The organism is Micromonospora sp. NPDC048930 (genome assembly GCF_043197935.1).
In the GTDB taxonomy this organism is placed as follows: Bacteria; Actinomycetota; Actinomycetes; order Mycobacteriales; family Micromonosporaceae; genus Micromonospora.
This window is the reverse complement of sequence record NZ_JBICUB010000001.1, coordinates 891360-913955: the sequence shown is the minus strand read 5'-3', so window position 1 is coordinate 913955 and position 22596 is coordinate 891360. Positions and strand designations below refer to the sequence as shown.

Below are 22596 nucleotides of genomic sequence, written 5' to 3'. Positions count from 1 at the left end.
GGAGAAACGTCCATGGCGCAGACACCACCACCGGTCCCGCCAGCGGGGGCGGAACTCAGCCGCCGGTCCCTGCTCGGCTGGGGCGTCGCCGGCGCGGGCGCCGTGGCGCTCGGCGCGACCACCGCCGCGCCGGCCGCGGCGGCCGCCCCGGACCCCGGCACCGGCGCGGGCCCGCTCGCGGTCGGCCACCCCCGCACGGAGTACGCCGACCAGCTTCTCGGCACCGACGTGACCGAGCCCCGCTTCTCCTGGACCGGCACCGCCCTCGGCCACGGCGCGACGCAGAGCGCGTACCAGGTGCTGGTGGCCAGCAGCCCGGAGCGGCTCACCCCGGGCGCGGCCGACGTCTGGGACTCCGGCCGGGTGGCCTCGGCACGCTCGGTCGGCGTGCCGTACGCCGGACCGCGCCTGGCCCCGCGCACCCGCTACCACTGGACGGTACGGCTGTGGGACGGCGCCGGTCGGGAGGGCGAGTGGAGCGCCCCGACCTGGTTCGAGACCGGCCTGCTCGACGAGGGCTTCGGCGCGGCCCGCTGGGTCGGGGCGCAGCCGGACCTCGAGCAGGCCCCGCTGGACTTCGCCGGCGCCTCGTGGATCTGGTCCCCGGGTGCCACCGCCGGCAACGCGCCGGCCGGCACCCGCTGGTTCCGGGGCCGGCTCGCGATCCCCGCCGGCGTCGAGATCGCGGCCGCGTACCTCGTCGTCACCGCCGACGACGACTACACCGCCTACCTCGACGGACGGCAGGTGCTGCACGCCCCGCAGCAGACCGACGGCTGGAAGAGCGCCGAGCTCGCCGACGTCACCGAACTGGCCCGGGCCGCCGCCGGCGGCACGCTCACCCTGGCCGCGGTGGCCACCAACCGGCCCGGACCGTCGGTCAACCCGGCCGGCCTGCTGGGCAAGCTGGTGGTGACGACCACCGCCGGCGAGCGGCTCCTGGTGGTCACCGACGGCACCTGGCGCAGCACCGACACCGAGCACTCCGGCTGGCAGGAGGCCGGGTACGACGACACCGGCTGGGCGGGCGTGGCCGTGCTGGCCCCGTACGGTCAGGGACCGTGGGGCGGCAACGTCACCGTGCCCCAGCCGCGGGCCCTGGACCTGGCCGGCGCGTCCTGGGTGTGGGGACCGGGCGCCACGGTGAACAACGCGCCCGTCGGCCCGCGCTGGTTCCGGGGCCGGCTGGCCCTGCCCGCGGGGCTCGACATCGCCTCCGCCCGGCTGATCATGAGCGCCGACGACGACTTCACCGCGTACCTCGCCGGGCAGCTCACCCTGTCGGCCCCCCAGCAGACCGACGGCTGGCGCACCGCCCGGGTCGCGGACGTCACCGAACCGGCCCGCCGGGCCGTCGGCGGGGAACTGGTGCTGGCCGCGGTCGCCACCAACCGGCCCGGCGCGTCGGTCAACCCGGGCGGCCTCATCGCGAAGCTCGTCGTGCGCACCACCGACAGTCGCGAGCTGGTGCTGGTCACCGACGCCGGCTGGCGGACCACCGGCGCCGTCGAGGCCGGCTGGGAGCAGCCGGGTCACGACGACGCGGCCTGGTCGCCGGTGGTGGTGCTCGCCCCGTACGGGCAGGGACCGTGGGGCAGCGGCATCGAACCGCCGGTGGAGGAGCGGCCCGCGCCGCTGCTGCGCCGCGCGTTCCAGCTGACCAAGCCGGTGGCCCGCGCCCGGCTGTACGCCAGCGGCCTCGCCTACCAGGTGCTGCACCTCAACGGGCAGCGGGTCGGCACCGCGGTGCTGGACCCGGGCTTCACCGACTACGACGACACCGTCCTGTACGTGACGCACGACGTCACCGACCTGCTCGCCGAGGGGCGGAACGTGCTCGGCGCCGAGCTGGGGCGCGGCTTCTACGGCATGACCACCCGCAACGTGTGGCGCTGGCACCAGCCGCCCTGGCACGGCGAGCCCCGCCTGCTCGCCCGCCTCGTCGTCGACCACCCCGACGGGTCGCACACCGAGATCGTCAGCGACGACGCCTGGCGGATCACCGCCGGCCCCACCCTGTCCAACTCGCTGTACGCGGGGGAGACCTACGACGCCCGGCAGGAGCAGGCGGGCTGGTCGACGGCCGGGTTCGACGACTCCGACTGGGCCCGGGCGAGCGTGCTGGACGCCCCGGCCGGCACGCTGCGCGCGCAGGAGCACGAGCCGATCAGGGTGGTGGAATCCGTCGCCCCGGTCAAGCTCACCTCGCCGCGCGGTGGGGTGTGGGTCGCCGACTTCGGCCGGACCACCGCCGGCTGGGTGCGCCTGCGGGTCACCGCCCCAGCCGGCACCACCATCCGCATCCTGTACGGGGAGAAGCTGCGCGCCGACGGCACCGTCGAGGCGGCCAACGGCAACGTGCAGAGCGCCCGGTTCCAGCAGGACGAGTACGTCGCCCGGGGCGGCGGCGAGGAGGTGTGGGAGCCGCGCTTCTCCTACAAGGGCTTCCGGTACGTCCAGCTCGACGGCCTGCCCGCCGCGCCGACCACGGACACCGTCACCATGCGGGTGGTGCACTCCGACGTCCGGGACGTCGGCGAATTCCGGTGCAGCGAACCGCTGTTCGAGCAGTTCGAGCGGATGATGCGCCGTACGGTGCGCAACAACCTGCACGGCATCCCCACCGACACCCCGATGTACGAGAAGAACGGCTGGACCGGTGACGCGCAGGTGGCCGCGCCCACCATGGCGGGCCTGCTCGACCTGTCCCGGTTCTTCACCAAGTGGCTCGGCGACCTGCGCGACAGCCAGGTCACCTCGGGGCAGGTGCCGGTGATCGTGCCCAGCGGCGGCTGGGGCTACCAGGAGCTGGCCCCGGCGCCGGAGTGGACGACCGTCTACCCGTTCCTGCTGCGCGAGATGCACCGCTGGTACGGCGACGACCGGCTGCTGCGGCAGCACTGGCAGCCGGTGGTCGACTACCTGGAGTGGGAGCTGGGCCGGCTGCGCGACGGGCTGGCCGTGACCGCGCTCGGGGACTACCTGTCGCCGGGCACCGGCGGCAACCCGCCCGAGGACACCCGGCTCACCGCCACCGCGTACCTGCACCGGGCGCTGGTGGCGACCGCCGAGGTCGGCGAGCTGACCGGCCAGGAGGCGCAGGCCGCCCGGTTCCGGACCGCGGCCGACGGGCTGCGGAACCGGCTCAACGAGACCTTCCTGGACCGGGCGCGCGGCCTGTACCGCACCTCCCGCGACCCCGGCTACCGGCAGACGTCCAACGCCGTGCCGCTGGCGTTCGGGCTGGTGCCCGACGACCTGGTCGGCGCGGTGGTGGACAACCTGGTGGCCGACATCCGCGACCGGGGCTGGCACCTCAACACCGGCTGCCTCGGCACCAGCGTCCTGCTGCCGGTGCTGACCGCGCACGGCCACGCCGACGTGGCGGCCCGGGTGGCGCTGCAGCGGACCTACCCGAGCTGGGGCTACTGGGCGGAGAACGACGCCGACACGATGTGGGAGATGTGGCCGACGTCGACGCGCTCGCGCCAGCACTACTTCCACGGCACCGTGGTGCAGTGGCTCTACGAGCACGTGGCCGGCCTGCGCGCGGTCGCCGACGGCGGGGGCCGCATCGTGGTGCGCCCGGACGCCCGCGCCGAGGTGTCGGCCGCGTCGGCGGCGGTGGACACGGTCCGTGGCCGGGCGTCGTCGGCCTGGCGGCTGGCGGACGGCACGTTCGAACTGACCGTGCGGGTGCCGGTGGGCGCCACCGCCGAGGTGCACGTGCCCGCGGCGCGCGCCGAGGACGTCGAGGCGTCGCCCGGCGGGCTGGTGACCGCCCGGCGGATGGCGGACGGCTACCTGGTGCACACGGTCGGCTCGGGCACCTGGCGGTTCGTCAGCAGTTCCGCCGCCTGAGCACGCCGACGACGCCGGCCGCGCGGGAACCGCGGGGCCGGCGTCGTCGCGTGCGCCGTGGTCAGCGCCGGGGCCGCCGGGGCTGCTCGCTGGAGCGGCGGACGACCAGCTCCGGCTGGAACACCACGTGCCGGTGCCGGTGCTTCTCGCCGGCCGAGGAGGCCTCCTCCAGCAGCAGTTGAGCCGCGGTCCGGCCGAGCTGCTCGCGGGGTTGGCGCACCGACGACAGCGGCACCGCCGCCGCGCCGGCGAACTCGATGTCGTCGTAGCCGACGATGGCCACGTCGGCGGGCACCCGCAGGCCCCGCGCGGTCACCTCCTGCAGCACCCCGAGCGCGATCAGGTCGTTGGCGCAGAAGACGGCCGTCGGCCGCTGTCGGGCGGGCAGGGCCAGCAGCTCCTCGGCGGCGCGCCGCCCGGCGGCGACGGTCAGGCTGGTGGTGGTGGCCACCCGCAGGTCGGCGCCGCCGCGTTCGTCGAGCGCGGCCGCGGCCCCGGCGTGCCGTTCGGCGACCTGGGCGATGGAGAACGGGCCGCCGAGGTACGCGATGCGCCGGTGGCCCTGGTCCAGCAGGTGGTCCATGGCCAGCCGGCCGCCGAGCACGTCGTCCACGGCCACCGAGCAGCGGCTGGCCCGGCCCGAGCCCCGGTCGACGAGCACCACCGGGATGCCGCGGTCGATGAGCTTGTCCAGGTTCGGTTGGGGGCCGTGGCCGACCGGGGTGATGAGCACGCCCCGGACCCGCTGTTCCTCCAGCAGTTCCAGGTGCCGGCGTTCCCGGGCGCTGTCCTCGCCGCTGTTGCAGACGACGAGCATGGCCCCGGCCTCCTCGACCACCTGTTCGGCGCCGCGCACCACGTCGGTGAAGAACGGGTTGGCCACGTCGAGCACGACGATGGCGACGGTGCGGCTGTGCCCGGCCCGCAGCTGGCGGGCGGAGTCGTTGCGGACGTAGCCGAGTTCGGTGATGGCGTCGAGCACCCGCTGCCGGGTGGCGGGGGAGACCGTGTCGGGGCGGTTGAGCACGTTGCTCACCGTGCCGAGGGATACGCCGGCGTGCCGGGCCACCTCCTTGATGTTCGCCGCTGCCATGGCTCCCTCGACGTCTGGTGCGGTGGATGGTTGCGGCCCGCTCTCGGGGGCGGGCGCGGCCGCCGCGCGGCCGTGGCCGTACGGGTCGCCGGTCGGACAGTTCCGGCCGGCTGATGACGGGCAGTGTATAGCGCCTAAAACGTTTCATCCAGCCGGGCCCGGGTGTCCGGCGCGCCCTGATCGGGAGGCGGTAGCGGAGTTCCGCAGCCGGCCGGGGGGTCCGCTCCGGCAACAGGCAAGAAATCGGCGGGAAACTCTTGACGCTCGCGAATGGCTGCCCCTACCGTCCATGCACAACCGATGAAACGATTCAGGAGGGGATCGGATGAGCCCCGGCGCACCGGGCGCGGACGGCGCTCCGCTGCTGGAACTGGACGGCGTGACGAAGTCCTTCGGGGCCGTCGCCGCGCTGCGCGGGGTGCACCTGGCGCTGCACCCCGGAGAAGCCCACGCCCTCGTCGGGGAGAACGGGGCCGGCAAGTCCACCCTGGTGAAGACCCTGGCCGGCGCGCACGCCCCGGACTCCGGCCGGATGACCCTCGATGGCCGCCCGCTGGAGCTGCGCGGCCCCGCCGACGCCCGCGCCGCCGGCATCGCCGTCATCTACCAGGAACCGACCCTGTTCCCGGACCTGTCGGTCGCGGAGAACATCTTCATGGGGCGGCAACCCCTGCGCGGCCTGCGCCGCATCGACACCCGCGCGATGAACCGCGACGCCGAGCGGCTGTTCGAGCGCCTCGGCGTGCGGATCGACCCCGCCCGCCCCGCGCGCGGACTGTCCATCGCCGACCAGCAGCTCGTCGAGATCGCCAAGGCGCTCTCCTTCGACGCCCGGATCCTGGTCATGGACGAACCGACCGCCGCGCTCTCCGGCGTCGAGGTGGAACGGCTCTTCGGCGTCGCCCGGTCGCTGTGCGAGCGCGGCGCGGCCGTGCTGTTCATCTCGCACCGCTTCGACGAGGTCTTCGACCTGTGCCAGCGGATCACCGTGCTGCGCGACGGGGCCTGGGTCTCCAGCGATCGGACCGCCGACCTCACCGTCGACGAGGTGGTGCGGCGCATGGTCGGCCGCGAGGTGTCCTCGCTCTACCCGAAACAGGACGCCCCGCTGCGCGACACCCTGCTGGAGGTGCGCGGGCTCAGCCGCGCCGGCGTCTTCTCCGACGTGTCCTTCTCCGTCCGGGGCGGCGAGATCGTCGCCCTGGCCGGGCTGGTCGGCGCCGGACGCAGCGAGGTGGCCCGGGCCGTCTTCGGCGTCGACCGCTACGACGCCGGCGAGGTTCGCGTCGCCGGTCGGCCCCTGCCGCCGGGCAACCCGCGCAAGGCGATCGCCGCCGGCATGGCCCTCGTGCCCGAGGACCGTCGCCAGCAGGGCCTGGTCATGGAGCTGTCGGTGGAGCGCAACGCCACCCTCGCCCGTCGCCGGGCGCTGAGCCGCCTCGGCCTGCTCCTCGGCGGCGCCGAACGGGCCGAGGCCCGCCGCTGGACCCGCCGCCTGCAGGTCAAGGCCGCCCGGCTCGGCGCCCCGGTGGCCACCCTCTCCGGCGGCAACCAGCAGAAGGTCGTCCTCGCCAAGTGGCTGGCCACCGAACCCCGGATCCTGATCATCGACGAACCCACCCGCGGCATCGACGTCGGCACCAAGGCCGAGGTCCACCGACTGCTGTCCGAACTGGCCGGCGAGGGGCTGGCCATCCTGATGATCAGCAGCGAGCTGCCCGAGGTGCTCGGCATGGCCGACCGCGTGCTGGTCATGCACGAGGGACGGGTGGTCCGCGAACTGCCCCGGGCCGAGGCCGACGAGACCTCCGTGATGTTCGCCGCGACCGGCCAAGGAGCGACCGCATGAGCCTCACTGACACCGGAACGCCCGAACGGGTGGCCGACAAACGGCCCCTGGGCGCCGGCCGGCCGCGCCGCGGCCTCACCGAGCGGCTGCTCGCCGTACGCGAGTTGAGCCTGCTGCTCGCGCTCGGCGCGCTGATCCTGGTCACCACGCTGCGCAACGACCGCTTCCTCAGCGCGCAGAGCATCAAGGACCTGCTGCTGGGCTGCGCGATCCTGGTGATCCTCGCGGTCGGCCAGACCCTGGTCATCGTCACCCGCAACGTCGACCTGTCCGTCGGGTCGATCCTCGGGCTGGTCGCCTTCGCCACCGGCGAGCTCTTCCTCGCCGCGCCCGGCACTCCTTGGCCGGTCGCCCTCCTGCTCGGCGTCGCGCTGGGTGCGGTGTGCGGCGCGGTCAACGGCGGCCTGATCGCGGTCGCCAAGGTGCCGGCGCTGGTCATCACGCTCGGCACCCTCTACGCCTTCCGCGGCGTCGACTACTACTGGGCCGCCGGGCGGCAGATCAACGCCGCCGACATGCCCCGGTCGTTCCTGCGCCTGGGCAACCAGACGGTGCTCGGCGTACCGGTGCTCTTCCTGGTCGCGCTCGTCGTGGTCGCCGCGGTCGGTTTCTACCTGCACTCCTACCGCAGCGGTCGCGAGCTGTACGCCATCGGCTCCGAGCCGGCCGCGGCCCGGCTCTCCGGCATCCCGGTCGGCCGCCGGGTGTTCGCCGTCTTCGTCGCGAACGGCGCGCTCGCCGGCCTCGCCGGCGTGCTCTACGCCGCCCGGTTCGGCACCCTCGACGCGGCCGCCGGCTCCGGCCTGGAACTCCAGGTCGTCGCCGCCGCAGTGGTCGGCGGGGTGGCCATCTTCGGCGGCAGCGGCAGCGCGTACGGCGCGGCGCTCGGCGCCGTCCTGCTCACCACGATCGGCAGCTCGCTGGCCGTCCTGCGCATCGACCCGTTCTGGCAGCAGGCCGTGGTCGGCGCGCTCATCCTCGCCGCCATCGGCCTGGACCGGCTCCTGGCCCTCCGGATGGCGGCCCGGCTCCGAGGGAGAAGCGTTCATGGCGCATGACAGCCTGTACGCCGCGCCGCCGTCCGGCGCGGACACCGAGCGGGAGGCGGGCCGCCTGGCCGGGCTGCGTGGCGCGCTCGGCACCTGGGACACGGCGATCGTGGCCGCCCTGGTGGTCGCCGTGCTGCTGGCCGGCCTGTCGGTGGAGAACTTCGCCACCGGCCGCAACGTCCAGTTCCTGCTGCTCGACCTGGTGCCGCTGGCCCTGCTCGCGCTGCCCATGACGCTGATCGTCATCACCGGCGAGATCGACCTGTCGGTGGCCAGCACGGTCGGCCTGAGCAGCACCCTGATGGGGCAGATGTGGCTGTCCAGCGGGCTGTCCCTGGAGCTGATCTGCGTCCTCGTGGTGCTGATCGGCGCCGTGCTCGGCGCGGTCAACGGGGTGTTCATCACCGGGTTCGGCCTGCCGTCGCTGGCCGTCACCATCGGCACCCTCGCCCTCTACCGGGGCCTGTCGTTCGTCGTGCTCGGCGACCAGGCGGTGGCCGACTTCCCGGCCAGCTGGACCGCCGCCGCCGTACAGACCATTCCCGGCACGTCGATCCCCGCCGCGGTCGTCCCGGTGCTGCTGCTGGCGCTGGTGTTCGGCGTCGTGCTGCACGCCACGCCGGTCGGGCGGGCGCTGTACGCCATGGGCAACAACGACGAGGCCGCCACCTTCGCCGGCGTGTCGGTGGCCCGGACCAAGTTCTGGCTCTTCGTGGTCTCCGGGGCCGTCGGCGGGCTGGTCGGGATCTTCTGGACCCTGCGCTACGCCAGCGCCCGGGGAGACAACGCCACCGGCCTGGAATTGACCGTGGTGACCGCCGTGCTGCTGGGCGGCGTGTCCATCTTCGGCGGGCGCGGCGGGCTGCTCGGCGTGGTGGCGGGCGTCCTGCTCCTCGGGGTCCTGCGCAACGCGCTGCAACTCGCCGACGTCGACGCCAACGCGCTGACCATCGTCACCGGAACCCTGCTGATCGTCTCCGTGGTACTGCCCAACGCCGTCGCGGACGTCCGCGCGCGGCTGCACCGCCGACGGCGACGCGCGCAGCTCAGCGCGTCGTGATCGGTCCCGCTTCCCCCACCACCCTCGAGAGGATATCGATGTCCACGTACAGACGGCTCCGCGCCGGGGCCACCGCCCTCACCCTCGCCGCGCTGCTGCTCAGCTCCGCCGCCTGCGGCGGCACCACCCGCGAGAACTCCGGCAACGACACCGGCGGCGGCGCGCAGGCCAGCGGCGCCGCCAACCCGGACGCCAAGCTCAAGGAAGGGCTCAAGATCGCCTTCCTGCCGAAGCAGGTGAACAACCCCTACTTCACCACCAGCGACAACGGTGGCAAGGAGGCGGTCACCGAGATCAAGGGCGAGTTCAAGGAGGTCGGCCCGTCCGAGGCCAGCGCCTCGTCCCAGGTCAGCTACATCAACACCCTGTCCCAGCAGGGCATGGACGTCATCGTAACCTCGGCCAACGACCCCAACGCGATCTGCGGTGCGCTGAACCAGGCGAAGGCGGCGGGCGCCAAGATCGTCACGTTCGACTCCGACACCAAGCCGGAGTGCCGGCAGATCTTCGTCAACCAGGTCACCGCCGAGGGCATCGCCGAGAACCAGGTCAAGCTCATCTCCCAGCAGATCGGTGGCGAGGGCGAGATCGCCATCCTGTCCGCCACCGCCAACGCGACCAACCAGAACGCCTGGATCGCGCTGATGAAGGAGGAGCTGAAGAAGCCCGAGTACAGCAAGCTCAAGCTGGTCACGGTGGCGTACGGCAACGACGACGACCAGAAGTCGTTCCAGGAGACCCAGGGTCTGCTGCAGTCGTACCCGAACCTCAAGGGCATCATCTCGCCGACCACCGTCGGTGTCGCGGCGGCCGCCCGCTACCTCAGCGGCTCCCAGTACAAGGGCAAGGTCAAGCTGACCGGCCTGGGCACCCCGAACCAGATGCGCGAGTTCGTCAAGGACGGCACCGTCGACGCGTTCGCCCTGTGGAACCCGGCCGACCTCGGCTACCTCGCCGCGTACGCCGGCGCGGCGCTCGCCTCCGGCCAGATCACCGGCGCCGAGGGCGACAAGTTCACCGCCGGCAAGCTCGGCGAGTTCACCGTCGGCAAGGACGGCGTCGTGGTCCTCGGCCCGCCGACCGTCTTCGACAAGAGCAACATCGACCAGTTCAAGTTCTGACGCGCCGCCCGGCCGGTGCCGGCGCCCGTCGCGGGCACCGGCCGGGGCGCCGACGGGAGAACCATGCCCCGCATCTGTTTCACCCTGCAGGTCGACCCGGCCCGCCTGGACGAGTACCGCGCCCGCCACGAGCGGGTCTGGCCGGAGATGCTCACCGCCCTCGCCGAGTGCGGCTGGCGGGACTACTCGCTCTTCCTCCGCGAGGACGGCCTGCTCGTGGGGTTCCTGGTGACCGACGACTTCGCGGCGGCCCGGGCCGCCATGCAGACCCGCGACGTCAACACCCGCTGGCAGGCGGAGATGGCGTCCTTCTTCCTCGACCTCGACCAGGGCACGGCGGACCGCGCCATGCGGCCGTTGGACGAGGTCTTCAACCTCGAGGCGCAGCTCGCCGCCCAGACGGGAGAACCACGATGACCCAGACCGACGCGCCGACCCGCGACCGGGTCAAGCAGGCCCTTCGCACCCAGCGCATCGAGACCCCGTCCTGGGCGTACGCGAACTCCGGCACCCGGTTCAAGGTCTTCGCGCAGGAGGGCGTGCCGCGCGACCCGTACGAGAAGATCGCCGACGCCGCGGTGGTGCACCGGCTCACCGGGGTGGCGCCGACGGTGGCCCTGCACATCCCGTGGGACCGGGTCGACGACTACGCCGACCTGGCCCGGTACGCCGCCGACCAGGGGGTGGCGCTGGGCGCCATCAACGCCAACGTGTTCCAGGACAACGACTACAAGCTCGGCAGCGTCACCAACCCGGACCCGGGGGTCCGCCGCAAGGCGATCGACCACCTGCTCGAGTGCGTGGACATCATGGACCGCACCGGCTCCCGCGACCTCAAGCTCTGGTTCTCCGACGGCACGAACTACCCGGGGCAGGACGACATCCGGGCGCGCCAGGACCGGCTCGCCACCGCGCTGCGCGAGACGTACGACCGGCTCGGCGACGACCAGCGGCTGCTGCTGGAGTACAAGCTGTTCGAGCCCGCCTTCTACACCACCGACGTGCCCGACTGGGGCACCGCGTACGCGCACTGCCTGGAGCTGGGTCCGAAGGCGCAGGTCGTCATCGACACCGGGCACCACGCGCCCGGCACCAACATCGAGTTCATCGTGGCGTTCCTGCTGCGGGTCGGGAAGCTGGGCGCGTTCGACTTCAACTCCCGCTTCTACGCCGACGACGACCTGATGGTCGGCGCCGCGGACCCGTTCCAGCTGTTCCGCATCATGCACGAGATCGTCCGCGGGGACGCCCTGGGTCCCGAGGCCGGCATCGCGTTCATGCTCGACCAGTGCCACAACATCGAGCCGAAGATCCCGGCGATCATCCGTTCGGTGCTGAACGTGCAGGAGGCCACCGCCAAGGCGCTGCTCGTCGACGCCGCGGCGCTCGCCGCCGCACAGCGGGCCGGTGACGTGCTCGGCGCGAACGCGGTGCTGATGGACGCGTACCACACCGACGTGCGGCCGCTGCTCGCCGAGCTCCGCGCCGACCTGGGCCTGGACCCGGACCCGATGGCCGCCTACGCCCGCTCCGGCTACTTCGAGCGCATCCGTGCCGAACGCGTCGGCGGCCAGCAGGCCGGCTGGGGCGCCTGACCGCCACCGAGAACGCACACAGGAGACGTGAGGACGATGCATCCCGAGGTTCAGGCGCTCATCGCGCGCAGCAACCGGCTCGGCGCCGACCCGACCACGACCAACTACGCCGGCGGCAACACCTCCGCCAAGGGCGAGGCCACCGACCCGGTGACCGGCGGCCCCGTCGAGCTGCTGTGGGTCAAGGGCTCCGGGGGCGACCTCGGCACGCTCACCGAGGCCGGTCTCGCCGTGCTCCGGCTCGACCGGCTGCGCGCCCTCGCCGACGTCTACCCGGGTGTCGAGCGGGAGGACGAGATGGTCGCCGCGTTCGACTACTGCCTGCACGGGCGGGGCGGGGCGGCGCCGTCGATCGACACCGCCATGCACGGTCTGGTCGACGCCGCCCATGTCGACCACCTGCACCCCGACGCCGGCATCGCGATCGCCACCGCCGCCGACGGGCCGGAGCTGACCAAGGAGATCTTCGGCGACCGGGTGCTGTGGGTCCCGTGGCGGCGACCCGGCTTCCAGCTCGGCCTCGACATCGCCGCCGTCGCGCAGGCCAACCCGCAGGCGATCGGCGTCATCCTCGGCGGGCACGGCATCACCGCCTGGGGCGCCACCAGCGAGGAGTGCGAGCGCAACTCGCTGGAGATCATCCGCACCGCGCAGGCGTACCTCGAGGAGCGGGGCCGGCCCGAGCCGTTCGGCCCGGTGATCCCCGGCTACGAGCCGCTGCCGCCCGACCAGCGGCGCGCCCGGGCCGCGGCGCTGGCGCCGGTGATCCGGGGCCTGGCGTCCACCGACCGGCCGCAGGTCGGACACTTCACCGACAGCGACGTGGTGCTGGACTTCGTCGCCCGCGAACGGCACCCCGCGCTCGCCGCGCTCGGCACCTCCTGCCCGGACCACTTCCTGCGGACCAAGGTCCGCCCGATGGTGCTCGACCTGCCGCCGACCGCACCGCTCGACGAGACCGTCACCCGCCTCAAGGAACTGCACGCCGCCTACCGGGACGACTACCGCGCCTACTACGAGCGGCACGCCACCCCGGACAGCCCGGCGATGCGCGGCGCCGATCCGGCCGTCGTCCTCGTACCGGGTGTCGGCATGTTCAGCTTCGGGGCCAACAAGCAGACCGCCCGGGTCGCCGGCGAGTTCTACGTCAACGCCATCAACGTCATGCGCGGCGCCGAGTCCGTGTCGCGGTACGCGCCGATCGACGAGGCCGAGAAGTTCCGCATCGAGTACTGGGCGCTCGAAGAGGCCAAGCTGGCCCGGATGCCCAGGCCGAAGCCCCTCGCGACCCGGATCGCCCTGGTCACCGGCGCCGGGTCGGGCATCGGCCGGGCCATCGCCCACCGGCTCGCGGCCGAGGGCGCCTGCGTCGTCGTCACCGACCGGGACACCGCCGCCGCCGAACGGGTCGCCGGGGAGCTGGGCGGCCCGGACGTCGCGGTGGCCGTACCGCTGGACGTGACCGACGCCGCGGCGGTGGCCGCCGCGGTGCGCGCGGCCGTCCTCGCGTACGGCGGCCTGGACCTGGTGGTCAACAACGCCGGGCTGTCGCTGTCCAAGTCGCTGCTGGACACCACCGAGGCGGACTGGGACGTGCAGCACGACGTGATGGCCAAGGGCTCCTTCCTGGTCTCGCGCGAGACCGCCCGGGTCCTCATCGACCAGGGGATGGGCGGCGACATCGTCTACATCTCCAGCAAGAACTCCCTGTTCGCCGGCCCGAACAACGTGGCGTACGGCGCGGCCAAGGCCGACCAGGCGCACCAGGTCCGGCTGCTGGCCGCCGAACTCGGCGGCCACGGCATCCGGGTCAACGGCGTCAATCCCGACGGGGTGGTGCGCGGCTCCGGCATCTTCGCCGGCGGCTGGGGCGCCCAGCGCGCCGCCGTCTACGGCGTGCCGGAGGAGAAGCTGGGCGAGTTCTACGCCCAGCGCACCCTGCTCAAGCGGGAGGTGCTGCCCGAGCACGTGGCCAACGCCGTCTTCGCGCTCACCGGCGGGGAACTGTCCCACACGACGGGCCTGCACGTACCGGTGGACGCCGGCGTCGCCGCGGCCTTCCTCCGCTGACCCGGCCCGGTGCGGGATGAGGACCAAGATGCGCGTGGAGAGTCCGGTGCTCGACGAGGAGGACCTGCGGCTGTTGCGGCTGCTGGCGACGGGGGCGCCGCTGGAGACGGTGGCGCGCCGGTCGGGCATGTCCGAACGGACCGTACGCCGGCGGATCCGGGCCATCTGCGACCGGCTCGGCGTGACCGCCCCGATCCAGGCGGTGGTGTGGGCGGCCCGGCGGGGGATGCTGTGAGCGCAGTTCACCTCGCCGCCGTGGACCTGGGCGCCTCCAGCGGCCGGGTCATGCGCGGGCACGTCGGACCGGGCCACCTGGAGCTGACCGAGGTGCACCGGTTCCCCAACGAACCGGTACGCGTCGGCGGCACCCTGCACTGGGACATCCTCGCCCTCTACCGGGGCATCCTCGACGGCCTGCGGGCCGCCGGCCCGGTGACCAGCATCGGCGTCGACTCCTGGGCAGTCGACTACGGGCTGCTCGACGCCTCCGGGGCGCTGCTCGGCAACCCCGTGCACTACCGGGACGGCCGCACCGACGGGGTCGCCGAGCGGGTCGCCAAACAGCTGGGCGAGGAGCGGCTCTACACGACCACCGGTCTGCAGCAGTTGCCGTTCAACACGCTGTACCAGCTCGCCGCCGCGGGCGGCACACCGCAGTTGGACATCGCCCACCGGCTGTTGCTGATCCCGGACCTCATCGCGTACTGGCTCACCGGTCAGCTCGGCGCCGAGCTCACCAACGCCTCGACGACCCAGCTGTACGACCTGCGCCGGCGGGCCTGGGCGACCGGACTGATGGCCGACGCGGGCATCCGCAGCGAGCTGTTCCCGCCGCTGCGCGAGCCGGGCACCCGGATCGGCCCGGTCCGGTCCGAACTGGGTCTGCCCGGCTCGCCGCAGGTGGTGGCGGTGGGCTCGCACGACACCGCCTCGGCCGTGGTGGGGGTGCCGGCGGCCGGAGAGCATTTCGCCTACATCTCCTGCGGCACCTGGTCGCTGGTCGGAGTCGAACTCGACGCACCGGTGCTCACCGAGGCGAGCCGGCAGGCCAACTTCACCAACGAGTCCGGCGTCGACGGCACGATCCGCTACCTGCGCAACGTGATGGGCCTGTGGCTGCTGCAGGAGTCGCTGCGCGCCTGGGGCAGTCCCGATCTGCCCGAGCTGCTGCGGCGGGCGGCCCAAGAACCGGCGTTCCGCTCCGTCGTGGACCCGGACGATCCGGCGTTCCTGCCGCCAGGTGACATGCCGGCGCGGATCGCCGATGCCTGCCGGCGGGCGGGCGAGCCGGTGCCCGCGACTCCGGCGGCCACCGTCCGCTGCATCGTCGACAGCCTCGCGCTGGCACACCGGCGGGCGGTACGCCAGGCACAACAGCTCTCCGGCCGGCACGTCGACGCCGTGCACGTCGTCGGCGGCGGCGCCCGCAACGAGCTGCTGTGCCAGCTCACCGCCGACGTCTGCGGACTGCCGGTGCTCGCCGGGCCGGTCGAGGCCACCGCGCTGGGCAACGTCCTCGTGCAGGCCCGCGCCGCCGGGGTCATCGGCGGTGACCTGGCCGCCCTGCGGGCGGTCCTGCGCGAGACCCAGCACATCGTGCGGTACGAGCCGCGCGGAGACGAGGCGGTCTGGCGGGCCGCCGAGACCCGGATGGGTGGCTGAGCATGCGGATCGCGCTGTTCGTGACGTGTCTTGCTGACGCGTTGTTTCCGGAGGCGGCGAAGGCGACGGTGCGGTTGTTGGAGCGGCTGGGTCATGAGGTGGTGTTTCCGGCTGAGCAGTCGTGTTGTGGGCAGATGCATGTGAACTCGGGTTATCCGGGTGAGGCGTTGCGGTTGGTGCGTCGGCATGTGCGGGTGTTCGCGCCGTTTGATGTGGTGGTCGCGCCGTCGGGGTCGTGTGTGGGGTCGGTGCGGCATCAGCATGCGATGGTGGCCCGGCGGGCGGGGGACGAGCGGCTGGCCGGCCGGGCCGAGGAGGTCGGGCGGCGCACCTACGAGCTGTCGGAGCTGTTGGTGGACGTGCTCGGGGTGACGGATGTGGGGGCGTACTTCCCGCATCGGGTCACCTACCACCCGACGTGTCACTCGCTGCGGATGATCCGGGTGGGAGACAAGCCGTTGCGGCTGTTGCGGCAGGTGCGGGGGTTGGATCTGGTGGAGTTGCCGCAGGCGGAGCAGTGTTGCGGGTTCGGGGGGACGTTCGCGGTGAAGAACGCGGACACCTCCACGGCGATGCTGGCCGACAAGATGCGTCAGGTGTTGGCGACGCGGGCGGAGGTGTGCACGGCGGGAGACTCCTCGTGTCTGATGCACATCGGCGGTGGGCTGTCGCGGTTGCGGACGGGGGTGCGCACGGTGCATCTGGCGGAGATCCTGGCCAGCACGGAAGCCGCGGACACCGCCGGCGAACGCGACCGGCTGGGGGTGAGGTCGTGACCGCCTCGGGTGGGCCGGCGGGTGCGGCCGGCGGCGGACGTGATCGGCTGGGGGTGAGGTGGTGACCGGCTCGGGTGGGTCGGCCGGGCGGCGGGCGACGTTTCTGGGTATGCCCACCACGGCACCGCGCGGGGTGGGGCATCTGCGGGAGCGGGAGCCGTTCCCGGTCGCGGCCCGTCGGTCGCTCGCTGATGCGCAGTTGCGGCGGAATTTGCGGCATGCGACCAGCACGATCCGCGCCAAGTCCGGGGCGGTGATCGGTGAGGTGCCGGACTGGCAGCAGTTGCGGGCCGTGGGGGCGGCGATCAAGGCCGACACGATGGCCCGGCTGCCGGAGTTGCTGGAGCAGTTGGAGGCGGCGGTCACCGCGGCCGGCGGCAGCGTGCACTGGGCGGCGGACGCGGTGGAGGCGAACCGGATCGTCACCGACCTGGTGGCCGCGGCCGGCGCGGATCGGGTGATGAAGGTCAAGTCGATGGCCACCCAGGAGATCGGCCTCAACGAAGCCCTCGAAGCCGCCGGGATCACCCCGGTGGAGACCGACCTGGCGGAGCTGATCGTGCAGCTGGGCCACGACCGGCCCAGCCACATCCTGGTACCGGCGATCCACCGCAACCGGGCCGAGATCCGGGAGATCTTCCTACGCGAGATGCCCGGCGTCGACCCCAACCTCACCGACGAACCCGCGGCCCTCGCGGCGGCGGCCCGCCAACATTTGCGCCAGACGTTCCTGAACACGCGGGTGGCGGTCTCCGGGGCGAACTTCGCCGTCGCGCAGACCGGCACCCTGGCGGTGGTGGAGTCCGAAGGCAACGGCCGGATGTGCCTGACCCTCCCCGACATGTTGATCACCGTGATGGGCATCGAGAAAGTCATCCCCACCTGGCAAGACCTCGGCGTGTTCCTGCAACTGCTGCCCCGCGCCTCCACCGGGGAACGGATGAACCCCTACACGTCCCTGTGGACCGGCGTCACCCCCGGCGACGGCCCCCAACAGGTGCACCTGGTGCTGCTGGACAACGGCCGCAGCGCCGTGCTCGCCGACGAGACCGGCCGGCAGGCGTTGCACTGCATCCGCTGCTCGGCCTGCCTCAACGTGTGCCCCGTCTACGAACGCACCGGCGGACACGCCTACGGCTCGGTCTACCCCGGCCCCATCGGCGCCGTGCTGTCCCCCCAACTGACCGGCCCCACCGACAACCCCACCCTCCCCTACGCCTCCTCCCTCTGCGGCGCCTGCTACGACGCCTGCCCCGTGAAAATCAACATCCCCGAACTCCTCGTCCACCTGCGCGCCCACACCCCCCACCCCCGCGCCGAAGCCACCGCCATGGCCGCCGCCGCGTACACCATGGACCACCCGCTGCTGTACGCGGCCGCGCAACGCGCCACCCGCCTCACCAAGATCACCGGCCGCGCCCTACCCCCACCACTGAACGCCTGGACCACCAGCCGCGACCTACCACCCCCACCCCCACAAACCTTCCGCCAATGGTGGGCCGAGCGGTGACCGGACGCGAAGTCGTCCTCGGCCGGATCCGCGCCGCCCTCGGCGACACCCCGGCGGCACCGGTCGACGCGCGACGTGACCACCGGCCCGCCGGCTCCGCCGCCGTCGACCTCGACCTGCTGGTCCACCGGCTCACCGACTACCGGGCCACCGTCCACCGATGCGCCGACGGCGAGGTCGCGCCGGTCGTCGACAGCATCCTCGGCGGCCGGCGCGTGGTGGTCCCGCCCGGACTGCCCCGGAACTGGCTGCCGGACACCGTCGCCGTGGTGACCGACGACAACCTCACCGCGGAGCAGATCGCCGCCGTCGACGGGGTCGTCACGGCGGCCGCCGTGGCCGTCGCCGAAACCGGCACCATCGTGCTCGACGCCGGCCCGGACCAGGGCCGCCGGATCATCAGCCTCCTGCCTGACGTGCACGTCTGCGTGCTGCGGGCCGACCAGGTCGTCGCCGGCGTGCCGCACGCCCTCAACCGGGTCGATCCGCGGCGGCCGCTCACCTGGATCAGCGGGCCCTCCGCCACCAGCGACATCGAACTCAACCGGGTCGAGGGCGTCCACGGACCCCGGAACCTGCACGTGATCATCACCGGGGCCGGTGAGCACCCGGCACCTGCCGGCTGAGGCGGCGGACGCCATCGGATGACCGGCCGGGAAGTTGCCCGATCGACCGGTGCTCCGCCACCGGGGCGACGAGACTGGTGTCACGTGCACCCGCCGCGCTTCCCGGCGAAGGAGGACCATGGGCTCGCCAGCGCCTCCGGACGTGTCCACCCGCTGGGTTCCGCGTCCCGGCGGCCGGATCCACGTGGAGGTGGCCGCCGGTTCGGGGCCGCCCGTGGTGCTCCTGCACGGGTTTCCCGACAACCTGCACCTGTACGACGACCTGATGCCCCATCTGGCGGGGCGCTCGGTGGTCCGGTTCGACTTTCTGGGCTGGGGTGCCTCCGACAAGCCGACGGGCTACCCGTACACGGCGGACAACCAGACCGGGGACATCGCCGCCGTCCTTGATCACCTCGACCTGGGCCAGGTGGTGCTGGTCGCGCACGACGCGTCCGGGCCGCCGGCGATCGACTGGGCGCTGACCCACCCGCACCGGGTCGCGGCCCTGGTGCTGCTCAACACCTACTACCACTTCAGCCCGGCGCTCCGGCGCCCACCGGCGATCGCCTTGTACTCCACGCCGCTCGTGCGGGCCGCCGCCCGCAGGGTGGCCCACCGCTGGCCGGCCGCGGATCGTGCGCTGTACCGCTGGCAGGTCGGCCGGTTCATCCAGGACCGGCGGCGGCGGGCCACCGTCGTCGACACCCTGCACCGCCAGTTCCCGGCGTCCGAGCCCGCGTTCTGGCGGCTCAACGACGACCTGCTCGGCACCCTGCTGGCCCGACGTCGCCGCGTGGGGGATCTGCGTCGCTTCGACCGGCCGGTCCGGGTCGTCTTCGGCGCCCGGGACCGCTACCTGAACCCCCGGGTGGCCCGGCAGTTCGCCGCCCTGTTCCCGCACGCACACCTCGAGCTGGTCGAGAACGCGAGCCACTACATCCAGATCGACGCTCCGGCGCGTACCGCCCGGGCGATCCTGTCCGCCGGCTGACCCGTCGCCGGCGGGATGCCTGTTTCCCGCATCGGTGCTGCTGCAGCAGGGTCGGTAGAGTCTCGACACCTGCCGGGACGGGGAAAGGGGTGGGCGTGTCGGCGCCGTCCGTCGCCACCAGCGCGGCGATGATCAGGGGCTTGCAGGAGAGAGCCGCCCGGGCCCTGCCCGCCGAACGCGTCGAGCACGCGGCGGGATGGTGGCTGCGCCACGCCCCCCGGTGCGCCTGGTGGACGGGGACCGTGCTGCCGCATCGCGATGCGGGACCGGGCGATTTGGTGCGCCGGATCCGCGGCGCGGAGAGGTTCTACGCCGCTCACGGTGCGGTCACCCGGTTCCAGATCAGCCCCGGAGCATGCCCGAGAGAGCTGGACACGGTGCTGGCAGAGCGCGGCTACCGCCGGGAGAGTCCGGTGTCGTTGCGGGTGGCCCCGACCGCGCACGTCGTGGATCGGCTGCCGGCGGGGGCGATGCGTGTCGACGTGGACGACCGCCCGTCCCGGGCGTGGTTCGACAGCTGGCACGCCGTGCAGGGACATGGCGGCGACGCGCGTGCCGAGTGGGACATGCTCGAACGTGTGGAGCAGCCGGCCGGCTACGCCCGCGCCACCATCGGGAACGAGGTCGTCGCGGTGGGCCGCGTGGTCGCCGACACCGGCTGGGCAGGAGTGTTCGGCATGGCGACGCTTCCCGGGGCGCGGGGGAAAGGCGCCGCCCGCGCCGTGCTGGCCGCCCTGGCCGGGTGGGCGGGCGCCCACCGGGCCGACCACATGTATCTCCAGGTCGAGCGGGGCAACACCCCGGCCGTGCGGCTGTACGAGCGGGCGGGCTTCACCGAGCTGTGCGGTTACCACTACCGCACCGCGTGGCGACCGCCGGCTGGGTGACGCCGCTTCGCGTCAGGCGCGGATGAACCGGCGCGGGCGAGCTACGGGCCGAAGGTGAAGGCGAACGCGCGGAGGCCGGGCCGGCCGGCGACGAGGGTCAGCAGGTGATCGTCCCGGGACGCGCCGGCGACGAGTCGACTCATCGCCGCCCGGTCGAGGTGCGCCACCGCGTCCGGGCCGACGTCGGCGCCGCGCTCGTCACCGATCGGCGCGCCGTCGAGCAGCACCGTGACCGCGGCCTCGCCGGAGGGCCCGGGATCGACGACGAGGTTCACCTCGCCGGCGTTGAAGGGAAGGTGGATCTCGCCGCTGTCGCCGGCGAGTTCGACGTACTCGCCGCTGCTGTGCCAGTCGCCGGTCAGGTCGAAGCTGCCCGGCTCCCGCCGGTCGGCGCCGAGGTACGTCTCGGGCGTCACGCCGAGGTGGGAGGGTTGGCTGGTCGTGGCGAACGTGGTCGCTTCGGGGGTGACCGGCGGCAGTTGGACTCCGGGCGCCGCAGCGACGAGCAGCCGCCGGATCTCCGACTCCAGGCGGTCGTAGTCGCCCTCGCCGATCCACCGGTCGACGAACCTGCCCCCGGCGTCGAAGAGGTACCTGGCCGGCCAGGCGATGTTGCCGAGGGCCCGCCAGAACGTGAAGTCGTTGTCGAGGGCGATCGGGTAGCTGAGCCCGTGGTCGCGGATCGCCCGGTCGATGTTCTCGGCGCGCTTGCCGAACTCGAACTCGGGCGCGTGCACGCCGATGACGACCAGGCCCGCGTCGGTGTAGTCGCGGTGCCACGCCTTGACGTAGGGCGACGTGCGAATCCAGTTGATGCAGGTGTACTCCCAGATGTCGATCAGCACCACCTTGCCGTGCAGGGCGTCGGGGGTCAGCGGCGGCGAGTTCACCCACCGCTCGACACTGAATTGAGGGACAGCCATGGTCATCCCTTCGAGCCAGAGCCCCAGCGAGGAGTCCCCGTGGCGCGATGTCGCGCTCCGTGCCGATCTCGTCCTCAGCCTAGGTCCGCGGCCGCGACCTGCGCGCCCGGAACGCCAAGTTCGTCCCGAACCTGCGCCGGTCCCGCGGCGACGTGGATCAGTTCCCGAAGCGACGCCACGCGTCGTCGGCCACCGCATTCACGCTCTCGCCCGCGATGACGACGTCTGTCGCCGTGAACGCCTCCCGAGCGCCCGCCCGCCAGCGGACCGCTCGCTGCGCGAGGTCGGCGTACTCGGGCAACAGCTGCGCCAGGTATCCGCCGGCCGCGGCCTTGGAGATGATGTCACCGTGGGCCAACGTGTAGTGCAACCGCGCGGGTCCGAGCACGAACCAGGGGACGATCTCGCCGTCCATCACCGCGTCGGGGGCCACGCCGGCCAGCTCCGACGGGAACCTGGCCACCGCCGCCTGCCAGTAGTGCCGCAGGTTGTCCAGGTTGTAGCGGCGCAGCTGCTCCGGGTCGACCCGTACCCCCAGCGCCTCGACGGCTGGGCCGCGAACCCGGATGCCGTACCGCCGCAAGGTCAACCACAGCACCGGCGTGAGCTCGCCGCAGGGCCTGTCGGTCGTGAACTCGCCGTTGACCACGAACGGCACGACCGGCCGGTCGGCCGGCCAGGACCGCGCCAGCGCGGGCTCGAGGTAGACCCCGTCGAAGTGGGGTGATCGAGGTAGCTCGGCATGGATCTTCGCGAGTTGGGCGAGGTCGTCGCCGGTCGCCGGGCGCGCCGTCATGATCACCGTGTCGACGTCGCTGGCACCGGGCTGCCAGGCGCCGAGCGCGGCGGACCCGACGACGTAGAGGCCGCGTACGTAGCCGGGGAGCGCCCGGTCAACCGCTTCCAGATACCGTAGCGTCAGCTCGTCGATCATCGACGTGACCGCCATTCGTGGGCCAGGACGGCGAAGACGAGCTGGTCGGCCCACTCTCCCCGGAACAGGTAGCTCTCGACGTGGTGCGCCTCCTGCCGCATGCCGAGCCGGGCCATCAGGCGGGCGGACGCGTCGTTCCGGCCGTGACACCGCGCGTAGATCCGGTGCAGCCCGAACTCGTCGAACCCCCAGTCCAGGAGCGCCGAAACGGCCTCCGTGGCCAGCCCGCGACCGCCGTGGTCGGGGTGGAAGACGTACCCGACCTCAGCCGTGCGGTCGACCTGGCTGCGCCAGACCAGCTCCACGGTCCCGATCACCCCGGCGTCGGTGGTCACGGCCAAGGTCAGGCAGTCGCCCTCCGCGCGCAGCGCGTCCTCGCCTGCCATGGCCACCACCGAGACCCGCGACTGCTCCCGGGTACGCGGCCCGGCGCCGAGCATCCAGCGGACGACGTCGGGCCGGCGTTGGTAGGCGTACACGTCGTCGAGGTCGTCCAGCGTGACCGGGCGCAACGTCAGCCGCGCGGTGCGGATCGGGTACGTCGGCCGGAACATCAGGCGATCCTAGGGCAGCCCGTGCCGACGTCCACGGACGACCGACGCCCGAC

Annotated in this window: 19 protein-coding genes; 15 read left to right on the top strand and 4 right to left on the bottom strand. The window is 73.1% G+C overall.

All coding sequences use genetic code 11. The features are described 5' to 3' along the window. Positions 1-12: 12 nt before the first annotated feature. Complete coding sequence (locus tag ACGFI9_RS03945; RefSeq protein WP_393174597.1) at positions 13-3861, top strand: family 78 glycoside hydrolase catalytic domain; 3849 nt, start codon at positions 13-15, stop codon at positions 3859-3861. 61 nt (positions 3862-3922) lie between these two features. On the opposite strand, the gene ACGFI9_RS03940 is transcribed toward ACGFI9_RS03945, so the two are convergent. Then, the gene (locus ACGFI9_RS03940) at positions 3923-4954 is read right to left on the bottom strand and encodes a LacI family DNA-binding transcriptional regulator (protein WP_393174595.1); all 1032 of its coding nucleotides are present in this window, start codon (positions 4952-4954) and stop codon (positions 3923-3925) included. 325 nt (positions 4955-5279) lie between these two features. Here ACGFI9_RS03940 and ACGFI9_RS03935 point away from each other — a divergent pair, with 325 nt between their 5' ends. From ACGFI9_RS03935 to ACGFI9_RS03870, 14 genes are all read left to right on the top strand, one after another. Then, positions 5280-6803, top strand: a complete 1524-nt coding sequence (locus ACGFI9_RS03935) for a sugar ABC transporter ATP-binding protein (RefSeq protein ID WP_393174593.1) — start codon at positions 5280-5282, stop codon at positions 6801-6803. Then, entirely contained in the window at positions 6800-7861 is a 1062-nt protein-coding gene (locus ACGFI9_RS03930) for an ABC transporter permease (RefSeq protein WP_393174591.1), read from the top strand. The genes ACGFI9_RS03935 and ACGFI9_RS03930 overlap by 4 nt, the downstream gene beginning before the upstream one ends. Next, positions 7851-8912, top strand: coding sequence for an ABC transporter permease (locus ACGFI9_RS03925; RefSeq protein WP_393174589.1), 1062 nt, complete (start codon positions 7851-7853; stop codon positions 8910-8912). The genes ACGFI9_RS03930 and ACGFI9_RS03925 overlap by 11 nt, the downstream gene beginning before the upstream one ends. A 38-nt stretch (positions 8913-8950) precedes the next feature. Beyond that, positions 8951-10033 (top strand): rhamnose ABC transporter substrate-binding protein, encoded by a 1083-nt coding sequence (rhaS, locus tag ACGFI9_RS03920; RefSeq protein WP_393174587.1) that lies wholly within the window; start codon positions 8951-8953, stop codon positions 10031-10033. A gap of 63 nt (positions 10034-10096) precedes the next feature. Continuing rightward, a complete protein-coding gene (locus ACGFI9_RS03915; protein ID WP_393174585.1) occupies positions 10097-10450 on the top strand; it encodes an L-rhamnose mutarotase in 354 nt (117 codons plus the stop codon). Then, the gene (gene rhaI, locus ACGFI9_RS03910; protein WP_393174583.1) at positions 10447-11628 is read left to right on the top strand and encodes an L-rhamnose isomerase; all 1182 of its coding nucleotides are present in this window, start codon (positions 10447-10449) and stop codon (positions 11626-11628) included. The genes ACGFI9_RS03915 and rhaI overlap by 4 nt, the downstream gene beginning before the upstream one ends. Before the next feature lie 36 nt (positions 11629-11664). Beyond that, positions 11665-13698 (top strand): bifunctional aldolase/short-chain dehydrogenase, encoded by a 2034-nt coding sequence (locus ACGFI9_RS03905; protein WP_393174581.1) that lies wholly within the window; start codon positions 11665-11667, stop codon positions 13696-13698. 28 nt (positions 13699-13726) lie between these two features. Then, the gene (locus ACGFI9_RS03900) at positions 13727-13933 is read left to right on the top strand and encodes a helix-turn-helix domain-containing protein (RefSeq protein WP_393174579.1); all 207 of its coding nucleotides are present in this window, start codon (positions 13727-13729) and stop codon (positions 13931-13933) included. Continuing rightward, on the top strand, positions 13930-15360 hold the full coding sequence (locus tag ACGFI9_RS03895; RefSeq protein ID WP_393174577.1) for a rhamnulokinase family protein: 1431 nt from the start codon (positions 13930-13932) through the stop codon (positions 15358-15360). The genes ACGFI9_RS03900 and ACGFI9_RS03895 overlap by 4 nt, the downstream gene beginning before the upstream one ends. 2 nt (positions 15361-15362) lie before the next feature. After that, positions 15363-16136, top strand: coding sequence for a (Fe-S)-binding protein (locus tag ACGFI9_RS03890; protein ID WP_393174575.1), 774 nt, complete (start codon positions 15363-15365; stop codon positions 16134-16136). Between the two features lie 109 nt (positions 16137-16245). Beyond that, positions 16246-17646, top strand: coding sequence for a lactate utilization protein B (locus tag ACGFI9_RS03885; protein ID WP_393174573.1), 1401 nt, complete (start codon positions 16246-16248; stop codon positions 17644-17646). Beyond that, positions 17643-18272: a lactate utilization protein C gene (locus ACGFI9_RS03880; protein ID WP_393174571.1), complete on the top strand. Its 630-nt coding sequence runs from the start codon at positions 17643-17645 to the stop codon at positions 18270-18272. The genes ACGFI9_RS03885 and ACGFI9_RS03880 overlap by 4 nt, the downstream gene beginning before the upstream one ends. A gap of 118 nt (positions 18273-18390) precedes the next feature. Further along, entirely contained in the window at positions 18391-19245 is an 855-nt protein-coding gene (locus ACGFI9_RS03875; protein ID WP_393174569.1) for an alpha/beta fold hydrolase, read from the top strand. 95 nt (positions 19246-19340) lie between these two features. Further along, complete coding sequence (locus ACGFI9_RS03870; protein WP_393174567.1) at positions 19341-20132, top strand: GNAT family N-acetyltransferase; 792 nt, start codon at positions 19341-19343, stop codon at positions 20130-20132. 41 nt (positions 20133-20173) lie between these two features. Here ACGFI9_RS03870 and ACGFI9_RS03865 read toward each other — a convergent pair whose 3' ends face one another. The 3 genes from ACGFI9_RS03865 to ACGFI9_RS03855 form a co-directional block, all read right to left on the bottom strand. After that, on the bottom strand, positions 20174-21055 hold the full coding sequence (locus tag ACGFI9_RS03865) for a redoxin (RefSeq protein ID WP_393174565.1): 882 nt from the start codon (positions 21053-21055) through the stop codon (positions 20174-20176). Positions 21056-21212: 157 nt separating this feature from the next. Beyond that, positions 21213-21989, bottom strand: coding sequence for a nucleotidyltransferase domain-containing protein (locus ACGFI9_RS03860; RefSeq protein ID WP_393174563.1), 777 nt, complete (start codon positions 21987-21989; stop codon positions 21213-21215). Further along, complete coding sequence (locus ACGFI9_RS03855; RefSeq protein ID WP_393174561.1) at positions 21986-22543, bottom strand: GNAT family N-acetyltransferase; 558 nt, start codon at positions 22541-22543, stop codon at positions 21986-21988. Before ACGFI9_RS03855 ends, ACGFI9_RS03860 begins: the two co-directional genes overlap by 4 nt. Positions 22544-22596: the final 53 nt, after the last annotated feature.